The 17,119-nt window shown below is 49.9% G+C and carries 19 protein-coding genes, 3 tRNA genes and 1 other annotated feature; of the genes, 17 read left to right on the top strand and 5 right to left on the bottom strand.

Going from position 1 to position 17,119, the window contains the following annotated elements; translation table 11 throughout:
- The first annotated feature begins 93 nt into the window (after window positions 1-93).
- Window positions 94-1,308 (top strand): enolase C-terminal domain-like protein, encoded by a 1,215-nt coding sequence (locus K3T83_RS16130; RefSeq protein WP_220203986.1) that lies wholly within the window; start codon window positions 94-96, stop codon window positions 1,306-1,308.
- A gap of 1 nt (window position 1,309) precedes the next feature.
- On the opposite strand, the gene K3T83_RS16125 is transcribed toward K3T83_RS16130, so the two are convergent.
- Window positions 1,310-2,302: an alpha/beta hydrolase gene (locus tag K3T83_RS16125; protein ID WP_220203985.1), complete on the bottom strand. Its 993-nt coding sequence runs from the start codon at window positions 2,300-2,302 to the stop codon at window positions 1,310-1,312.
- A gap of 169 nt (window positions 2,303-2,471) precedes the next feature.
- Between K3T83_RS16125 and K3T83_RS16120 the strand changes: the two genes are divergently transcribed.
- Both K3T83_RS16120 and K3T83_RS16115 read left to right on the top strand, forming a co-directional pair.
- Complete coding sequence (locus tag K3T83_RS16120) at window positions 2,472-3,017, top strand: PadR family transcriptional regulator (protein WP_220203984.1); 546 nt, start codon at window positions 2,472-2,474, stop codon at window positions 3,015-3,017.
- A gap of 240 nt (window positions 3,018-3,257) precedes the next feature.
- Entirely contained in the window at window positions 3,258-3,815 is a 558-nt protein-coding gene (locus K3T83_RS16115; protein ID WP_220203983.1) for an RDD family protein, read from the top strand.
- A 330-nt stretch (window positions 3,816-4,145) separates the two neighbouring features.
- Here the strand turns inward: K3T83_RS16115 and K3T83_RS16110 are convergent, their stop codons facing one another.
- Window positions 4,146-4,682 carry a hypothetical protein gene (locus K3T83_RS16110; protein ID WP_220203982.1) on the bottom strand — a complete coding sequence of 179 codons (537 nt, stop codon included), beginning with the start codon at window positions 4,680-4,682 and terminating at the stop codon, window positions 4,146-4,148.
- A 306-nt stretch (window positions 4,683-4,988) separates the two neighbouring features.
- On the opposite strand from K3T83_RS16110, the gene K3T83_RS16105 reads away from it, so the two are divergent.
- On the top strand, window positions 4,989-5,597 hold the full coding sequence (locus tag K3T83_RS16105; RefSeq protein WP_220203981.1) for a GyrI-like domain-containing protein: 609 nt from the start codon (window positions 4,989-4,991) through the stop codon (window positions 5,595-5,597).
- A gap of 4 nt (window positions 5,598-5,601) precedes the next feature.
- On the opposite strand, the gene K3T83_RS16100 is transcribed toward K3T83_RS16105, so the two are convergent.
- Window positions 5,602-6,444 (bottom strand): sugar phosphate isomerase/epimerase family protein, encoded by an 843-nt coding sequence (locus tag K3T83_RS16100; RefSeq protein ID WP_220203980.1) that lies wholly within the window; start codon window positions 6,442-6,444, stop codon window positions 5,602-5,604.
- Between the two features lie 176 nt (window positions 6,445-6,620).
- Between K3T83_RS16100 and K3T83_RS16095 the strand changes: the two genes are divergently transcribed.
- A tRNA-Phe gene (locus tag K3T83_RS16095) sits at window positions 6,621-6,693 on the top strand.
- 443 nt (window positions 6,694-7,136) lie between these two features.
- On the opposite strand, the gene K3T83_RS16090 is transcribed toward K3T83_RS16095, so the two are convergent.
- A complete protein-coding gene (locus K3T83_RS16090) occupies window positions 7,137-7,625 on the bottom strand; it encodes a methylglyoxal synthase (RefSeq protein WP_220203979.1) in 489 nt (162 codons plus the stop codon).
- Between the two features lie 556 nt (window positions 7,626-8,181).
- Between K3T83_RS16090 and K3T83_RS16085 the strand changes: the two genes are divergently transcribed.
- Together K3T83_RS16085 and K3T83_RS16080 are read left to right on the top strand one after the other, a co-directional pair.
- Window positions 8,182-9,315, top strand: a complete 1,134-nt coding sequence (locus K3T83_RS16085) for an AAA family ATPase (RefSeq protein WP_220203978.1) — start codon at window positions 8,182-8,184, stop codon at window positions 9,313-9,315.
- Entirely contained in the window at window positions 9,315-10,085 is a 771-nt protein-coding gene (locus tag K3T83_RS16080; protein WP_220203977.1) for a DUF3226 domain-containing protein, read from the top strand. Before K3T83_RS16085 ends, K3T83_RS16080 begins: the two co-directional genes overlap by 1 nt.
- Before the next feature lie 71 nt (window positions 10,086-10,156).
- Here K3T83_RS16080 and K3T83_RS16075 read toward each other — a convergent pair whose 3' ends face one another.
- The gene (locus K3T83_RS16075; protein WP_220203976.1) at window positions 10,157-11,023 is read right to left on the bottom strand and encodes an aldo/keto reductase; all 867 of its coding nucleotides are present in this window, start codon (window positions 11,021-11,023) and stop codon (window positions 10,157-10,159) included.
- 326 nt (window positions 11,024-11,349) lie between these two features.
- Here K3T83_RS16075 and K3T83_RS16070 point away from each other — a divergent pair.
- The 10 genes from K3T83_RS16070 to rplL all read left to right on the top strand — a co-directional run bounded on the left by K3T83_RS16070 (window position 11,350) and on the right by rplL (window position 16,927).
- A tRNA-Tyr gene (locus K3T83_RS16070) sits at window positions 11,350-11,433 on the top strand.
- Between the two features lie 19 nt (window positions 11,434-11,452).
- Window positions 11,453-11,524 (top strand) — tRNA-Thr (locus K3T83_RS16065).
- A gap of 290 nt (window positions 11,525-11,814) precedes the next feature.
- Window positions 11,815-13,020, top strand: coding sequence for an elongation factor Tu (gene tuf / locus K3T83_RS16060; RefSeq protein WP_220203899.1), 1,206 nt, complete (start codon window positions 11,815-11,817; stop codon window positions 13,018-13,020).
- A gap of 129 nt (window positions 13,021-13,149) precedes the next feature.
- Entirely contained in the window at window positions 13,150-13,317 is a 168-nt protein-coding gene (rpmG, locus tag K3T83_RS16055) for a 50S ribosomal protein L33 (protein WP_220203975.1), read from the top strand.
- 106 nt (window positions 13,318-13,423) lie between these two features.
- Window positions 13,424-13,816: a preprotein translocase subunit SecE gene (secE, locus tag K3T83_RS16050; protein WP_220203974.1), complete on the top strand. Its 393-nt coding sequence runs from the start codon at window positions 13,424-13,426 to the stop codon at window positions 13,814-13,816.
- Between the two features lie 33 nt (window positions 13,817-13,849).
- Entirely contained in the window at window positions 13,850-14,422 is a 573-nt protein-coding gene (nusG, locus tag K3T83_RS16045; RefSeq protein ID WP_236064911.1) for a transcription termination/antitermination protein NusG, read from the top strand.
- Window positions 14,423-14,457: 35 nt separating this feature from the next.
- Window positions 14,458-14,880: a 50S ribosomal protein L11 gene (gene rplK / locus K3T83_RS16040; protein ID WP_220203972.1), complete on the top strand. Its 423-nt coding sequence runs from the start codon at window positions 14,458-14,460 to the stop codon at window positions 14,878-14,880.
- Window positions 14,881-14,945: 65 nt separating this feature from the next.
- On the top strand, window positions 14,946-15,656 hold the full coding sequence (gene rplA, locus K3T83_RS16035; RefSeq protein WP_220203971.1) for a 50S ribosomal protein L1: 711 nt from the start codon (window positions 14,946-14,948) through the stop codon (window positions 15,654-15,656).
- Between the two features lie 76 nt (window positions 15,657-15,732).
- Window positions 15,733-15,935: a sequence feature (ribosomal protein L10 leader region), on the top strand.
- Window positions 15,936-15,979: 44 nt separating this feature from the next.
- Window positions 15,980-16,519, top strand: coding sequence for a 50S ribosomal protein L10 (gene rplJ, locus K3T83_RS16030; protein ID WP_220203970.1), 540 nt, complete (start codon window positions 15,980-15,982; stop codon window positions 16,517-16,519).
- Window positions 16,520-16,540: 21 nt separating this feature from the next.
- Window positions 16,541-16,927: a 50S ribosomal protein L7/L12 gene (gene rplL, locus K3T83_RS16025; protein WP_220203969.1), complete on the top strand. Its 387-nt coding sequence runs from the start codon at window positions 16,541-16,543 to the stop codon at window positions 16,925-16,927.
- Window positions 16,928-17,119: the final 192 nt, after the last annotated feature.

The following is a 17,119-nucleotide window of genomic DNA, read 5'->3' as shown; positions in this document are numbered from 1 at the left end:
TTGCCAATGAAGCTACTCAACAGGGGGAATTGTGGTGTACACTGGTAGGATGTTGTAATCATTGTCTTGTTGAAGGATAAGGAGAACAGGGGCATGGCTCCAATCACGGTTAGAAACGTACGTACCATCTTGACGATGCCGGGCAATGATCGGCTGGTGGTGGTCAAGGTGGAGACCTCGGAGGCGGGTCTGTACGGGTTGGGATGTGCAACCTTCACGCAGCGTCCCCTCGCCGTGCGGTCGGCGGTCGAGGATTATCTCAAGCCGTTTCTGATTGGCAAGGATGTTGCTCGCATTGAGGATCTCTGGCAGACCATGATGGTCAATTCATACTGGCGGAACGGCCCGGTCCTCAATAATGCTATTTCAGGGGTGGATATGGCGCTGTGGGATATCAAGGGCAAGCAAGCAGAGATGCCCGTTTACGATCTGCTGGGAGGAAAATGTCGCGAGGCTGCTGCGGTCTATCGACACGCTGATGGACAGGGAGAAGAGCAGGTGTTGGAGAGCGTACAGCGCTATATGGAAGAGGGCTATCATTATATTCGTTGTCAGATGGGCGGATATGGCGGCAAATATGGCGCGAGTGCTGCCCCGCGCTCGTTGCCGGAGAACGCTCAGCCCGGTGTCTATTTCGATCCCGACGCCTATGCACGCAGCATCCCGCGCCTGTTTGAGCATATTCGCTCGCAGGTGGGCTATGAGATTGAATTGCTGCATGATATCCATGAGCGCCTGGTTCCTATAGAGGCGATACGTCTGGCGAAGCAGCTTGAGCCGTATCGCCTCTTCTTTCTGGAAGATCCCCTGCCGCCAGAGCAGAATGGCTGGTTTACAATGTTGCGCCAGCAGTGCGCGACGCCAATTGCGATGGGTGAGCTATTCAACAATCCCCAGGAGTGGGTGCCACTGATCACGAATCGTCTGATCGACTTTATCCGCGTCCATATTAGCCAGATCGGAGGCATCACGTCGGCGAAGAAGTTGGCAACGCTCTGCGAAACCTTTGGTGTGCGTACCGCATGGCATGGACCGGGCGATACGTCGCCTGTGGGACATGCCGCCAACCTGCACCTCGATGTGAATAGCCCGAATTTTGGCATTCAGGAATGGAGCGGCTTTAGCGAAAAGTTGCAGGAGATCTTTCCAGGCTGTCCTGAAGTGCGTGATGGATATATGTATCCAAATGACAAGCCGGGCCTGGGTATTGATATCGATGAGAAGCTGGCGGCGAAGTATCCCTGCTCAGAGGGGCCGCCAACCTGGACGCTGGCACGAACCCCTGATGGCACTGCGGTTCGCCCCTGAATCATTTTTGAAGAACTTGCTGGAGCCATCCAGCGAGCATCTCCCAGATCATGGGTGGGTGGGGCGCGGGATATCTGATCCCTGATTCGGTGCTTTCCTGCACAATTCTGCTGGTGAAGTTCTCCGTCTCATCCAGATAGGGAGTGCTGTGTGGCTGATTGGTCATGAGGTAGAAGGTGGCTGGCCGCTTGTTCTCCACATATTTCTGAAAGAGCAACTGGCTCTGTTGCCAGGGAACATTCAAATCGGCGGTGCCATGTACAAGCAGCAGCGGTGGAGCGTGATGATCGACGTAATAGATGGGACTCGCCGTCTTTGCCTTGTCTGGAACCTCTGTGATGGGGCCGCCGATCAGACGAGATTCTGGCGATAAGGGATCGCTATGGCCGAGTGTGCCCCCACCGAGGCTGTTGATCAGCTCAAACCCGCCTGGATAATTATACGGGTCCATTTCGAGTAGCGAGGTTACAGGGAAGAAGGCGACGATCACATTGATCCGGCTGGAATATCCTGTCACACCGATCGTCCCTTCCAGATCGGGGCGTTCGTTGGTCAGGCCAAGCATGACAGCTGCGTGTCCACCAGAAGAGCCACCGATGGAGACGATGCGCGATGTATCGAGCTGATATTCCTGAGCGTGAGCGCGTAACCAGCGTACCGAAGCCTTAGAGTCATGCAGTTGAGCGGGATAGATCGCCTGTGCGCTGGAACGCACGGAGACCGCCATCACCGCGAACCCGGCTGGCGCAAGAGCTTTTGCGTATCCTTCCGCATCGTTGATTGCTATAGAGCCGAGTTGAATGGTATCATGTCCGGCGTCAGATAACCAGGCACACCCCTGCGTCGTCCAGAGGACGGGGAACGGCCCGGTGCCGCACTTCGGCAGATAGAGTGTGACCCGACCAGCGTTGCCCGGTAGCGTATCGGCATAGCGCAGGCCGGTGATCTTGTGATATGGCAGATCATTGGCCTGTTGAGAGCGTTCTTTGTTCATGTTGCTTTTCCTATCCCTATCTTCTTCTGGATAGATGCATTATGCAATACATGAAGTACTCAAGGTCAAGAACCTGGGCGACTTTTTTGAAAATTGGTAAGAACTTGCCCTGTAATCGCTGGTACATTATAATGGCAATACTTTGATTACCCTACCGCGAGGTACATGCATGCAGATTAGCGAACCAGCCGAATATGCTATGTTGGGATTGTTGAAAGAGCGTCCCATGCACGGTTATGAGATGTTTCAACAATTTGAGCATGGGACGCTGGGACAGATCGTTCACCTGGAAATGAGTCAGATGTACGCGTTCCTGAAAAAGTTGGAGCGTTTGGGCTATATTGAGGCCGAACTGGAGCCGCAGGGAACGAGACCACCACGCAAGATCTTTCATCTCAAACCAGAGGGGGAGAGTGTTTTTCTCCACTGGCTCACCTTACCAGTGGAGAAGCCGCGCGATATTCGTATCCTCTTTCTCATCAAGCTCTATTTTGTGCGGCGTTTGCAGCCCTCGCAAGCCGCGCACCTCATCGAACAACAGATCAACGCCTGCCAGCGCTTTCTGCACCATCTAGAAGCGATGCAAGCAGCGGAAACCGGCACTTCAGAGGATGATACTTTCTTCGATCATGTTGTGTTGCGCAGCCGCATCTATCAGACGCAAGCCTTGCTCTCCTGGTTATATGAATTGCAGGGCAAGCGGATAGAGATCTAGCCCACGCTCTCTATCACCATCCCCGCCGCCGCTTTTCGCCCTCGCAAAATCCTTGCACAACTTCTGGGCGTTTTCCTATGAAACCAGGTAATTTCACAGAAGCGTTTTTGTTTCCTTCGGTTTATTGTTATGAATGAGTGTATCAGTAACTTATTCTTTGTAACTACTTGGCGTATATCATATCATACCTTTCTTTAAGAAATATCAAGAAACAGATAGAAAAGAAGGAAAGATGCGCTTATGCAGCCACAATACAGCTATTATTCTCAAGCAGCCGCACCCATTCTAGAATATGTGGGTGTTGGCAGGCGTTTCGTCGCACTCATCATCGATGGGATCATTCTCGTGATCTTCCAGAACGTGCTCTTTCGCGGGATGAGTATCATGGGCTTGCATTCAACTGGAAATATAACAACGACCGAAGGCGATGCTGCCCATATGTTGGCATACTGGTTGAGGCATCTAGATACATATGCTGTCCTCCAAATAGCTATCGGTACAATTATTCCTTTTGTTTACTTTGTTATTATGGAGGCGGCGTTAGGGGCGACTATTGGGAAAATGCTGCTTGGCGTTCGTGTGGTCAGGCTAGATGGTTCGCCTATGAGTTGGGGACAATCCATCACTCGCAATCTGTTACGCATTATTGATCATATCCCCTATGGTATCCCTTATCTCCTGGGCGCTATCCTGATTTGGACCTCACCAGCACGACAACGCCTGGGGGATCGCGTCGCACAAACGGTGGTGGTGCGCCGTCGCTCACTGAAAGAAGTGAGGCCATATAAAATGGCTTGAGAAGCTGAGGGAAACTGCTTGATGATTGTAATTCGGAAAGTTGCATGGTACAGGTAAAAGTAGAAAGCGGCTCGTATAGATGTCAGGGAGTATTTTGCTGCCTGGCATGATGAGAAGGAGGGGAGCCAGGGTATGATTTGCTACTCTGTCCTTACTGGAGCCGCAGGGAACGAGATCACCACGCAAGATCTTTCATCTCAAACCAGAGGGGGAGAGCGTCTTTCTCCACTGGCTCACCTTACCAGTGGAGAAACCGCGCGATATTCGTATTCTCTTTCTCATCAAGCTCTATTTTGTGCGGCGTTTGCAGCCCTCGCAAGCCGCGCACCTCTACGAAACAGGAATCGCCATCCTCATGGGTTTCTTTGGCGACTTGAACTGGCCCCAGGGTCTGAACACAGATATGATCACCATGATGACGAGAGCTGCAAGCTCCAGAGTGCAACCTGCAATATATATGTGTAGAGTGAGAGGATAGGCCGCCTGGATTGTATCACTGCTTTGTACAGCGGTCATTGTGCCAAGATGTGTTAACCACGTATGCAATCCCGCATATCCGAGGGCAAAAGAGAAGATGCTGAGCACCTCCTTGACAATAATCCAGTAGAACCTGAGCAAACCCCAATGAGTCAGGATCGATAGCAGGAAGCCCGTCGCCAGCGCGCCAATAGACGATCCCCAGATCAGTGTCTTATCCAACACTTCAGCCAGGAGATAAATGATATGAAGCATGCTGGGATCACTTGTGCCTAGTGCCGTGAGTGCGAGAATGAGAAGACAAAGCGAGGTGCCAATCCAGATAATGCTAAAAAGAATATGGGCAGAAATCAACCAGCGTCTCTGCGTAATTGTAAGCTTTTTTGCCATGAAGAATATCCTTCTAGTTTTTGTTGAGAAGAAGCATGAACAGAGTGATCTGTATCAACTTTTATGAGATATTTACGAACGTATTGCAATGTCACTATCACCCGCAGGGGTGATAGTCAGGGTGATATTAGCAAATGTTGGGGAATAATGCTCAAGGTTTAAACTGGGCTGAAAAGCCTCCAGAAGCAGCGAAATCTTGACACTGGATGTCAAGATTTATCTTCTATACTTGCTGTAGAAAACAAATCAATATATGTGGTTTGTTATAAGTGACAATAAAGAATATATTGAGGAATTGGAGAGAAAATGGCAACAATTGATTTGAAGAAACAGCTCAAGCACCTCTATCAACCCTCTGCTGGTGAGATTGCAGTGGTAGAAGTACCAACGATGAACTTCTTGATGCTCGATGGTTCAGGTGATCCGAACGGTACGGTCTATGCTGATGCCGTTGGAGCGCTCTATGCCGTTGCCTATGCATTAAAGTTTATGCTCAAGAAACGAGATGCAGCGCTCGATTATACGGTGATGCCTCTAGAGGGGCTATGGCGGACAAGAGAGGGAACGCTCTGGTACGACACGGATCGCGCCAACTGGCTCTGGACGGCGATGATCATGCAGCCAGAGGAGATCACAGAGGCAATGTTTGAGCAAGCCAGAAGCGATGTTGGGAGCAAGAAGCGACTCGATCTGGCCAGTATGCGCTTCGAGGCGTTCACTGAGGGCCGGGCAGCGCAAATTCTGCACGCCGGCCCTTATAGCGAGGAGCGACCAACAATTGAGCGCCTGCACGCCTTTCTTGAGCAGCGCGGCTGGCGAGCGAACGGGAGGCACCACGAGATCTACTTGAATGATCCGTTTCGTACAGCTCCCGAACGCTTGCGCACGATTCTTCGCCAGCCGTTTGCCGAATGATGAACTACAGGTAGGGTTGGACGATCTCACGCTCCAGAGCTAAACCGGCCCATTCATCGTCGCCGGGTCCATCGTAGATCAGGGTGTAGGGTCCGGCAAAGTTTGCGGCCTTTGTGATATCGAGGCAGCGTGTGTAATCCTCTTTATCGATCTGATAGGGAGGATCAAAATGCGCTTTGGTGTGGCAGGACTCGGCGTAGGGAGCGATATCTTGTAGATCGACATATTTGTTGGGGCCGCGCCAGTTGCCGAAGTCGAAGCAGAGGCCAATTTTTCCGTCAAGCTGATCGAAGAGTGCATGAATTGTGCGTGGACGAGAGAGCAGGCCAAACCAGTTCTCTGTCATCAGTCGCAGCCCTTTCGCTTCTGCCTGCTCCGCTAAATATTGCATACGTTGAATGCTGGTTGCGAGCGCATCCGCCGTTGGATCGGCCTTGCCAGCGATGACGCGCGCTCGTTGGGCACCCAGTTTGGAAGCGATATCAAGCCACGAGCTAATCCAGGCCAGATCGCGTTCGCCATGCTGAGGATTGGTGATATCGCCACTATCGATCAGCAACGAGAACAGTTCAACGTTCGCGTCGGCGAGGGCAGCGCGCAGTTCTGTTAAATATCCACTGTCTAGGTTGGGTAGATGGAAGTGGCAGATTTCCAGGGTGGTGATGCCGAATTGAGCAAGGCGAGCAGGCAAATCCAGCAGCGAGATAGCTCCTCTGCCGTGTGTATCGACCGGGATCTGCTGTCCGCTTTCAGGACCATAGATCTGAGGATCGCCCAGCGTACGATGCAGGCTCCAGGTAGAGACTGAGAGGCGCGGCCGCTGTGTGGCAGGATTAGAATGTGTCATGAAGAAGCCCTTTCTTCCAGAGAGTACAAAACGGGTCAATGTTTTCTCTGCCATCCTATCACAAGGAGGTGGGGAGGCTCAATGCAAGCTGTTTGAGAGGAGTTTGATTGACGGATTTCGAGACGGGCCAAAAAAGGTCTTGACGACGTGGGAGGGAAATGTTATAGTAGTGCCACGCCAAGGTAGCTCAGTTGGTAGAGCACAGCACTGAAAATGCTGGTGTCGTCGGTTCGATTCCGTCCCTTGGCACCCCGTATTTTTACGACGACATCTCAAGCCGCACGCGCAGCCGCTTGAGATGTTTTTTTGTCCATATAATTTGGTACAATACATACAAAATCGTTCTATGCATCCGGACACATTCCCCTACCACAGCTATGAAGAAGGAGATATATGCAGACTAAAAGTACACAATTACTTCTTTTCGCAATACTCTTAGCCCTTATTGGCATTGGTCTCAACAGTACTCTCAGCGACGGAAAAAACATCTCATTCGTCCTTCTCATTTTTGCCGCTGTCGCAGGTCTTGTTGGTTTTCTCTCTAAGCCGTCAGGATCATAGGTTCTCCGTTCCCTGGCACCCCGTATTTTTACGACGACATCTCAAGCCGCACGCGCAGCCGCTTGAGATGTTTTTTTTATGCGGTGAATGATACGCCAGGAAACTTGTGTTCCCTGGCGCTCGAAGACGTATCATGCAGTATCCAGCGAGACAGGTTGTTCCTGCCTTACTTTTGTTGTCTGCTGGTCATAATTGTGATTCAGGTATTCCTGATAATCAGGCAGGTAGGGCTGATACTCGACTCTCATTAGCGGCGACGTAATCAGAAAGTCCGCCGAGGCTCGATTACATGCAATCGGGATATTCCACACAACGGCAATTCGTAAAAGAGCTTTCACGTCTGGGTCATGGGGTTGTGGCTCAAGAGGATCCCAGAAGAAGATCAGGATATCGATCTCTTGCATCGATATCTTGGCACCTATTTGCTGATCACCACCAAGCGGTCCGCTTTGTAGCTTGTGAACCGGGATGCCAATCTCCTGTTCTAGTAACTTGCCTGTTGTTCCAGTGGCATACAGCTCATGCTGAGCCAGGAAAAATCTGTTGAATTTCGCCCATTCCAGGACATCATTTTTTTTGTTATTATGCGCAATGATGGCGATTCGTTTCGTCTGTTGCATAAATTCTCTCTTTTCTTGCAGCTATATATGCTTTTTCGCACAAAGAAAAACCGTGTATTATGAGGGTGATGCCTGACATGAAAAAGCGTACCATGATATGTAGTTATCGCTTCAAAACGCGGGGAAGCTAACTAATGTCATTCTTGCTGCAATGCAAGCAAAAAATCAGGGTCGGTGTGTATCTTTATGGATATGTATCGTTACTTTGAGGAGCGTCCCAGTATTATATGCGTCTCGCTACAACGCAAAACCAGAGGATAACTATCACTATTGATAATCCAGCGAAGAAAGAACCACCTGTGGCTCTCTATCATTTATACCACATAAGTAAAGTATTTGTCAAGGTTAGGAGGATTGCATCGCATTTTGTGAAATCAAAAGTCTCTTTTTCGCTATTGCTGACAAATGCTCTATCAGCGAGGGTAATTTATCTTATAGAACTTGCTTATGGTTGCTTGTAGATGTAAAAGGTATAATAATGCTAGTAGAACAGGCTTATCAGGGGTTCGTTGGTCAAGCCCCTCTCATTTGAATAAAGAGGAGCAAAGGGCAGAATATGGCACATCTCGATGAATTCTTTATACAGAGGTTTCGTGGTCTGCGAGACCTGAAACTTGAGAAGCCCGGTCAGGTGAACCTCCTGGTTGGCAACAATAACTCTGGTAAAACCAGCGTCTTAGAAGCTCTTTCGCTTTTTTGCGATCCACTCAATTGGCGTAAATGGTATAATATTAGTTCACAACGAGAGTTACCCCCATTAGTAGGTTCTTCAAGAGTTGATCGGTTACTCTGGCTTTTTCCCTCAACTATTGGTGATAGTATTGATTTACCAACAGAAAAGAATCGAATTTTGCTTTCTGCTTCAGGCGATTCGCCCATTGAAAAAGTTTCTGCCTCTTATGAAAAATTCTCCGAAATAGTAGGTGTATCAAGAAGTGGTGTGAAATTGGATGAGAATGTAGTAGATGAAAGAGAAATAGAGGTTGATAGCATTAAAATTAATGTTTTAGCCTTTACGAAATTTATACAACTAGCCATGTTTGAAGGACAGGATGCCTCATTTCAAGAGGAGATAACATTTTCTGATCGTAGCCCTTTTCCGCCTAATCGACAAAAAAATCGTGTGCCTCCTGTTCCTAGCCAGATAGTAACTCCATTTTCGCACCGCACGGGTGGATTAACATCGCAGTTATGGAGTGAGGTGGTGGAAGCAGATTTAAAGCAAGAGACAATTAACCTCTTACGTTTCTTTGATCCAGCTATTGAGGATGTTGATATTATTCTGCCTTCAGAGCGTAGTCAAATACTATCGATAAAGCACAAAAAATTGGGCCGCGCTCCATTGTCTACGTTTGGCGATGGGTTACGGCGCGTTTTCACTCTGGCGACATCTATTCCAAGAGTAAAAAATGGTTTGTTGTTGATTGACGAATTAGAGACAGCGATCCACACAACTGCACTCGAGAAAACTTTTAGCTGGCTTGTCAACGTCTGTGTTAGCAACAACGTCCAGTTATTTGCAACAACGCATAGCCTTGAAGCCGTGGATGCGATTCTTGATGCGGCACGAGATCAGACTGATTTTGTAGCCTACCGTTTGCAACAGGATGAAGAGCGAACGAATGTTGTGAGGTTTGATAAAGAGACGGTTGTGCGATTGCGTGAAGAGTTGGGAATGGAGATAAGATAGTGAGCCTGAAGTATTGTCTCCTGGCAACCGAAGGTCCACACGATCAAGCGGCAATTGCTAAATTGCTTCAATTGTCTGGTTTAACAAAGTTTGATGGGAATGGAGCTAATTTAGATCCTTTTTGGGGAGGATTTGTTCCTACATATCCTAAAAAGGGAAAGTTATATGTTCGACTAGATATGCCGTCTATTCTTACTTCAGCAACGCATTCTATAGCTGTCTATTGGGGTGAAGGTAGCGAACTGATTAAAAACCTCATTGCAATTACAACGAATCATATGCGTTATGCTCGTGAGATTTACTCATTCGGATTGATTGTCGATGCTGATAATAGGCAACCAGATGCGGTAGCTAAAAAGAAAGCTAAGGAGTTACGAACCATCTTTCCCTCTCTTTCAGAAATGCCAGGAAGTATCACAAATGGACCTCCCAGAACTGGTATTTATGTGTTGCCTGATAACAAAAGGCAAGGCTCTTTAGACTCTATGCTGAACGAGTGCGCCTCAATTGTCTACCTTGATCATAAAAAGGGAGCTTTGCAGTTTATTAATGATCTGGATGAAATTCACACCAAAGATCTAATTTTTACTAAAAAAGATAAGGCACTAGTAGCATGCATTACTAGCATTCTTCAACCCGGTGCTGCAAACACATCGAGCATTGCGCAGGACGATTGGATAAGCGAAAAGACGATATATCAGAAAGATGTTGTACTCTTATATCGTTTTTTGAGTGATCTTTTGGAATTGGATCGTAAGATTGATGCCTAGATTTGATTTCTAATAGTAAAGAAAGAGGTCTCAAAGTGCATTGCTAGAGACCTCTTTCTCGTTAGTAGCATTTATACAAACAGCGGTTCCATTTGCAAGCGCGCTACCATTTCTTTCATTTGCTCGTCGGTTGGTGCCTGCTCTGGCTGGAAGCGGCTGGCGGCATCCAGTACTTTTGGCAGCAGATGAATATCTCCCACCGTGTTGAGGAAGATACCGGGTCGGCTCAACGCCCAGTGGACGGCCAGATCGATATCGTGCTGTTCCTGCAAGGGCTGATACCAGACGGAATGGGTATGCTCACGCCCCATCCAATGGCGATAGGCGATGGATTTGATGGTTTGCACCGCCACGTTGCGCTGCTGTGCCGTCTCGACCAGCGCATTGAAGTTCTCGGCATAATATGGGTTTTGCATCGTTACGTAGTTATAAGGCAGCAGCACCGAGTCGAAGTCGTAGCGCTGGAGGCTGCGACGATGCGTGGCGGCAATCTGCGTGCCATGCCCAGTAACTCCAATTGCTTTGATTAATCCCTGCGCTTTGGCCTCGATAGCCGTTTCCAGCACGCCACCGGGACTGAGCGCAATATCCCACTCGATAGGATCAGCAAGGTTGTGGAGCTGCCAGAGATCGATATAGTCGGTTTTCATGCGATCAAGCGATCGATGCAACTCTTCCTTCGCCTCCTGAGCCTTACGCGCTCCGGTCTTCGTTGCCAGATAGAATTGAGAGCGATAGCGAGCCAGCCAGGGAGCAATACGCAGCTCGGCATCACCATAACTTGCGGCCACATCGATATGGTTCACACCATATTGGAGCAACACCTCCAGGGTTTGATCGGCCTCCGCCTGCGTGACGGAACCAAGCGCGGCGGCACCAAATAACGTGCGTGTACTCATATGTCCGCTGCGACCAAAGGGCTGTTTCGCAATTGCCATGATATACCTCCAAAATCTAGGGGAGAGAACAGGTAGAGGAGATACACAGAGTGTGTACCAGCATCAGTATACCCCATGATTGTCACTGCGTGTGAGCACAACTGTGCCAGAAACCGCAACTATATTCTCTGCTACCCCTATCATAGGCCACATAAAGAAGAAGAGAAATCGACCAATTTTTATGGATTTGTCCCTCTTTAGCTTCTTTATAAAATGGCCCAACAAAGTACTTGACAGCAAACAAAGCGTCGGCTATAATATGCCCGTCGATCAGTCAGAACGAACTGGCGGACGCACAACAAACTCAATGCACAAGGTTAAATTAAGGGCAGTTACCAAAGTGGCCAAATGGGACTGACTGTAAATCAGTTGCGCAAGCTTCGGAGGTTCGAATCCTCCACTGCCCACCAAATTCCTCCAAAGTGATTTGCCCGTGTGGCGCAGCGGTAGCGCACAGTCTTGGTAAGACTGGGGTCATGGGTTCGATTCCCATCACGGGCTTCGTGGTTTCTGAAGGATGTCTGGGCTGGATTATTCTTCTCGCTCCGGTTCCATCTTCACGAAATTCCGCGTAGGTTTATAAGTTTTGCCGCCGTCTTCTGGTTGATCGTCGCTTCCTTCTGACTCAGATATAGATCAGCAAAATGAATCGGTCAGATTATAGATTTGAGCTGGATTTGAGTTGGGAAGTTATCTTTTTAACGATCAGGTTATCAGGGGACGGCTGCTGCATGTCTATACCCATTGCTATCTGATCGCAAGTAGGATTGCAAAAGGAGCCACAATACAAAATGGCTAAGAAAAAGTTCGAGCGAACAAAGCCGCATGTGAACGTGGGAACCATTGGACACATTGACCATGGTAAGACGACCCTGACAGCCGCCATCACCAAAGTGCTGGCCGCTGCTCAGCTTGCCAAATATACGGCCTTTGACCAGATCGACAAAGCTCCCGAAGAGCGCGAGCGCGGGATCACGATCGCGATCGCTCACCTGGAGTACGAGACGGAGAAACGCCACTACGCCCACGTGGACTGCCCCGGTCACGCCGACTACATCAAAAACATGATCACCGGAGCCGCCCAGATGGATGGTGCGATCCTGGTGGTGAGCGCTCCTGATGGCCCGATGCCTCAGACCCGCGAACACGTGCTGCTGGCCCACCAGGTCAACGTGCCAGCCATCGTGGTCTTCCTCAACAAAGCCGACATGATGGACGACGAGGAGTTGCTGGAACTGGTCGAACTGGAAGTGCGTGAACTGCTCTCCAAGAACGACTTCCCCGGCGATGATGTGCCCGTCGTGCGTGGCTCGGCCCTCAAAGCCCTGGAAAGCAAAGGCGATCTCTCGCGCAATGATCCTGATGCCAAATGCATCTGGGAGCTGATGGATCAGGTGGACAGCTACATTCCTACCCCCGAGCGCGCGGTGGATCTGCCCTTCCTGATGCCGGTGGAAGATGTCTTCGGCATTAAAGGACGTGGCACCGTAGCGACCGGGCGTATCGAGCGCGGACAGGTGAAGGTGGGGGAGAACATCGAGATCGTGGGCATGAAAGAGGAGACCCGCACCGTCGTGGTCACCGGCGTCGAGATGTTCCAGAAAACGCTGGACTCCGGCATCGCAGGCGACAACGTGGGCTGTTTGCTCCGAGGCGTGGAGCGTGCCGACATCGAGCGCGGACAGGTGCTAGCCAAACCCGGTTCCATCAAGCCGCACAAGAAGTTTAAGGCCCAGGTCTATGTCCTCTCCAAAGAGGAGGGTGGTCGCCATACCCCCTTCTTCAACGGCTATCGTCCTCAGTTCTATGTCCGCACGACCGACGTGACTGGAGCGATCCAGTTGCCAGAGGGGGTGGAGATGGTGATGCCGGGCGATAACATCGAGATGACGGTTGAGCTGATCCAGCCGGTGGCCATGGAAGCGGGCGTGCGCTTCGCCATCCGTGAAGGTGGTCGCACCGTTGGCGCTGGCAACTGCACCGGTATCATTGAATAACTCAGATAGCACAGAAGCGTGGGCGGGCGCGCATATATTATATATACGCCCGCCCACCACTGCTTATCCTGAGATACGATCGACGTCTATCTTAATACACTGGCAAGCCAAGCCTGAACGGAGAAAATTATGGCTAAAGGCAAAGAAAATCGCATTGTGGTGACGCTGGCTTGCACGACCTGCAAAAGCCGCAATTATACCACCTCGAAGAATAAGAAAAACAACCCTGAGCGTCTCGAACTGCGCAAATTCTGTACCACTTGCCGGGTACATGCGTCCCACCGTGAAACCAAGTAGATAGTAGGATGGTACAATAGTAGGCCAATAGTACGCTGACAATGGCTGACAGCAGAGTACTGATGGTGCTAGTATAACGGTCGCTACTGATCGAGAAAGGTTGAACGTGGCAAACAAAATGGCCGAAAAGAAGAAAAGCACAGGTCGGAGTCAAACGGCTGAACTCAAAACACGCGGCAAGGAAAAGGAGCAGCCAGCAAAAAGCGCCAGAGTAGCGACACGCGAAGTGCGGAAAGAGCAGAAGACAGAGAGCAAAGCGGCCCCGCGCCGCGAAAAAGGCTCCCCTATTGTTGCTCGTATTCGCAGCAATCGCATTGGTCGCTTTTTCCTGGAAGCATATTATGAACTCCGTCATAAGGTGACATGGCCCACCTTCGAGCAAGCCAGGAACATGACCATTGCGGTCATCGTCATCTCTGTTCTGGTAGGAGCGCTCCTGGCAGCTGCCGACTTTGGATTGTATCATCTCTTCCTTCTTATTATTGGCGGCGGCAAGTAGCTTCGTCATCTGGAAAGCATGAAGGGAAACGCTGTGGTTACTGAACATACCAGTGATAGCGGAGCAAAGCAAGAAGAAGAGCGTGCATGGTTCGCGATTCATACATATTCCGGGTATGAGAACAAAGTAAAGAGCCACCTCGAAGCTCGCATTTCGTCAATGAATATGCGCAATAAAATCTTTCGGGTCATTGTCCCGATGGAAGAAGAGGTGGAGATTAAACAGGGTCAGCGACGTACTGTACAGCGTAAAACCTTCCCTGGCTATGTATTAGTCGAGATGGTTATGAGTGATGAAGCCTGGTATGTCGTACGTAACACGCCTGGTGTTACAAGTTTCGTTGGCTCGGGGACAAAACCTGTTCCTCTCCAGGAACACGAGATTAAGTCCATCCTGAAGCAGGTTACGAAGGAAACTGAAAAGCCAAAGGCCAAGATTAGTTTCTCTAAAGGCCAGAGTGTACGTGTGATTGATGGCCCGTTCGCCGATTTCATTGGTACGGTAAGCGATATTAATATGGATCGCAATAAAGTTACTGTATTGGTATCGTTTTTCGGTCGTGAAACCCCTGTTGTCCTGGATTTCCTCCAGGTTGAGAAAATCTAAGAATACCATTTGGTTCTTGAGGAGTTTAAGTTGTCATGGCAAAGCGTATTAAAGCTGTAGTCCGTCTACAGATCCCGGCTGGGAAGGCCAACCCTGCTCCCCCTGTTGGTACCGCGCTTGGTCCTCACGGCGTCAATATTATGATGTTCTGTAAGGAATACAATGCGCGTACTGCGGAACAGGCAGGCCAGATCATTCCTGTTGATATTACCATTTATGAGGATCGTTCTTTTACCTTTGTGACGCGCACTCCGCCAGTGTCGTATCTGCTCAAGACAGCGGCCGGCGTTGAGAAGGGGTCAGCGGCTCCTAATAAAACAAAGGTTGGCGAGATCTCCCGTGAGAAACTGCGCGAGATTGCAGAATTGAAGATGAAAGACCTCAATGTGAACAGTATTGAGGCCGCAGAGCGCACGGTTGAAGGTGCCGCCCGCAGCATGGGTATTACCATTAGCTAGATTCGTTAAGCAAGCATGGCCCGAGAGTCACTGCGGTTTTTGCCTCAAGGAGGGCATAAAAGAAGATGACACAACACGGTAAGAAATACCTGGAGGCGGCTAAACTCGTCGATGCCGAGAAGCTCTATCAGCCCCAGGAGGCCATTTCACTCCTCAAGAAAATGAATTACGTGAAGTTCGACTCCACTGTCGAAGTTCATATGAAGCTCGGTGTTGATCCCCGACATGCGGATCAAATGGTGCGCGGCGTGGCTATGCTGCCCGCTGGCACTGGTAAAGAGGTCAAGGTGCTGGTCTTTGCACAGGGCGAGAAGGTCGCCGAGGCGGAGGCGGCTGGCGCAGACTTTGTTGGCCTGGACGATCTGATCAAACAGATCGAGGGCGATTGGCTCGGTTTTGATGTCGCCATCGCAACTCCCGATGTCATGGGTAAAGTCGGTCGTCTTGGTCGCAAACTCGGTCCTCGTGGCTTGATGCCCAGCCCGAAAGCTGGTACAATTACCTTTGATCTCGCCAGAACCATTCGTGAAGTCAAAGCTGGTCGTGTAGAGTTCAAAGTTGATCGCACCTCGCTGTTGCATATCCCTGCGGGTAAGCTCTCGTTCAGCGAAGAGGCAATCCTTTCCAACGTCGCATCCGTCGTTGATTCGGTGGTGCGCGCACGTCCATCCGGCGCAAAAGGAACCTATGTGAAGAGCGTGGTGTTGACATCCACCATGTCTCCAAGCGTACGCCTTGAGGTCGCGTCTGCGCTGGCCCTCAAGCCACAGGTTTAATCCACCTGCTCGCTGTAATTGTATGACCATGTAGCGACAATCCCTTGTGGTTGTCGCGGGTGAATAGAGACCATACAACAAAATAATCAATCAACCGAAGACAGCAAGTATGCCTATCATGGCACATAAACGTCGAGCAATCGGCGGCTTGCCGAGGGAATTTCAATAAAGCAGACAACTGATGCTGCGTGCAGTAATAGTACGTGCGTCGTTGTAGAGCAGAAAATGAGTATCTCTCGCCTTCGGTACATATTACCGAAGGCGTTTTTTCGCGTTTTTTCCCTATCTAGCTAGATCCCGCATCAGAAAGGAGGGAGCAATCGATGCCAACAAAGGAAAAGGCAGAGAAGATTGATGTATTAACGGAGAAGTTGAGCCGCGCATCTATCGTAGTACTGGTGCAGACGCAGGGTATGTCTGTGAAAGACATGAACGATCTGCGCGCCAAGATGCGTGCCGCGAAGCTGGAGCTTCAGGTTACGAAAAACACTCTGTTACGTATCGCCAGTGAGCGAAACAACATGACAGAGTTGGATAAAAGCATCTTCAACGGCCAGACCACAGTTGCATTTGGCTATGATGATGAAGTAGCTGCGGCAAAAGCCGTCAACGATTATGTGCAGGGTTCCAGGGTAGCCGTTCTCAAATCCGCTATTCTTGGTGGCCGCGCACTCAACCCTGAGCAGGTTGAGGGTGTTGCAAAAATTTCTGGTGGCAAGAATCAGACCAAAGCGCAGGTTGTAGGCACCATTCAGGGGCCGCTCAGCACAATGTACAGTTTGTTAACCGCCCCATTGCGCGATCTTTGTTATGTATTGCAGGCTCATGCAGAGCAACTCAACGGTGGACCCGTTAGCGAATAAAATAATCAGGAGGAATATATCATGTCCGTAGCAAGCATTATTGAAGAAATTGGCAAGTTGAATGTCCTGGAACTCGTCGAACTGAGCAAGAAATTGCAGGAAGAGTGGGGCGTGAGCGCCGCACCTGTCGCCGTTGCTGGCGCTGCTGCCGCAGCTGCACCTGCTGAGCAGGCTGCTGCCGCACCTATCGAAGAGCAGACCGAGTTCGATGCCGTCCTCACCGAGGTTGGCCCCAACAAGATCAACGTCATTAAAGTTGTGCGCGAACTGACCGGCCTGGGTCTGAAAGAGGCCAAAGCTGTCGTTGACGAGGCTCCTAAAGCTGTTAAAGAGGCAGTCTCTAAAGACGAGGCCGAGAAAATCGCTGCGAAACTGGCCGAGGTTGGCGCGAAAGTCACCGTTAAGTAGTTTTGCTGCTATTCGTGTTAAGGGGGCTGCTGCCTCTAAACAGCGCCCCTACGACACTCTATTTTCCATTACAATCTTCTAACGTAGGGGCGCTTTTCATTGCACCCCTACGTTATCCATGCTATAATGCGAACGTAGAGTCGTCATTTTTCCACCTATTATTATCAATCGTGGGCGGGGACAAGGCCTGCG

Source organism: Reticulibacter mediterranei, from assembly GCF_016587455.1.
Note: the sequence above shows the minus strand (reverse complement) of the source record. Positions and strands in the feature narration are given on the sequence as shown.

Bases quoted from the DNA above. Each gene is read 5' to 3' on its own strand.
- K3T83_RS16085 (WP_220203978.1), top strand. From the start codon at position 8,182: ATGGCACATCTCGATGAATTCTTTATACAGAGGTTTCGTGGTCTGCGA.
- rplK (WP_220203972.1), top strand. From the start codon at position 14,458: ATGGCAAAGCGTATTAAAGCTGTAGTCCGTCTACAGATCCCGGCTGGG.
- K3T83_RS16105 (WP_220203981.1), top strand. From the start codon at position 4,989: ATGGCAACAATTGATTTGAAGAAACAGCTCAAGCACCTCTATCAACCC.
- rpmG (WP_220203975.1), top strand. From the start codon at position 13,150: ATGGCTAAAGGCAAAGAAAATCGCATTGTGGTGACGCTGGCTTGCACG.
- rplA (WP_220203971.1), top strand. From the start codon at position 14,946: ATGACACAACACGGTAAGAAATACCTGGAGGCGGCTAAACTCGTCGAT.
- K3T83_RS16115 (WP_220203983.1), top strand. From the start codon at position 3,258: ATGCAGCCACAATACAGCTATTATTCTCAAGCAGCCGCACCCATTCTA.
- tuf (WP_220203899.1), top strand. From the start codon at position 11,815: ATGGCTAAGAAAAAGTTCGAGCGAACAAAGCCGCATGTGAACGTGGGA.
- rplL (WP_220203969.1), top strand. From the start codon at position 16,541: ATGTCCGTAGCAAGCATTATTGAAGAAATTGGCAAGTTGAATGTCCTG.
- rplJ (WP_220203970.1), top strand. From the start codon at position 15,980: ATGCCAACAAAGGAAAAGGCAGAGAAGATTGATGTATTAACGGAGAAG.
- K3T83_RS16075 (WP_220203976.1), bottom strand. From the start codon at position 11,023: ATGGCAATTGCGAAACAGCCCTTTGGTCGCAGCGGACATATGAGTACA.
- K3T83_RS16130 (WP_220203986.1), top strand. From the start codon at position 94: ATGGCTCCAATCACGGTTAGAAACGTACGTACCATCTTGACGATGCCG.
- K3T83_RS16100 (WP_220203980.1), bottom strand. From the start codon at position 6,444: ATGACACATTCTAATCCTGCCACACAGCGGCCGCGCCTCTCAGTCTCT.
- K3T83_RS16120 (WP_220203984.1), top strand. From the start codon at position 2,472: ATGCAGATTAGCGAACCAGCCGAATATGCTATGTTGGGATTGTTGAAA.
- K3T83_RS16110 (WP_220203982.1), bottom strand. From the start codon at position 4,682: ATGGCAAAAAAGCTTACAATTACGCAGAGACGCTGGTTGATTTCTGCC.
- K3T83_RS16090 (WP_220203979.1), bottom strand. From the start codon at position 7,625: ATGCAACAGACGAAACGAATCGCCATCATTGCGCATAATAACAAAAAA.
- K3T83_RS16125 (WP_220203985.1), bottom strand. From the start codon at position 2,302: ATGAACAAAGAACGCTCTCAACAGGCCAATGATCTGCCATATCACAAG.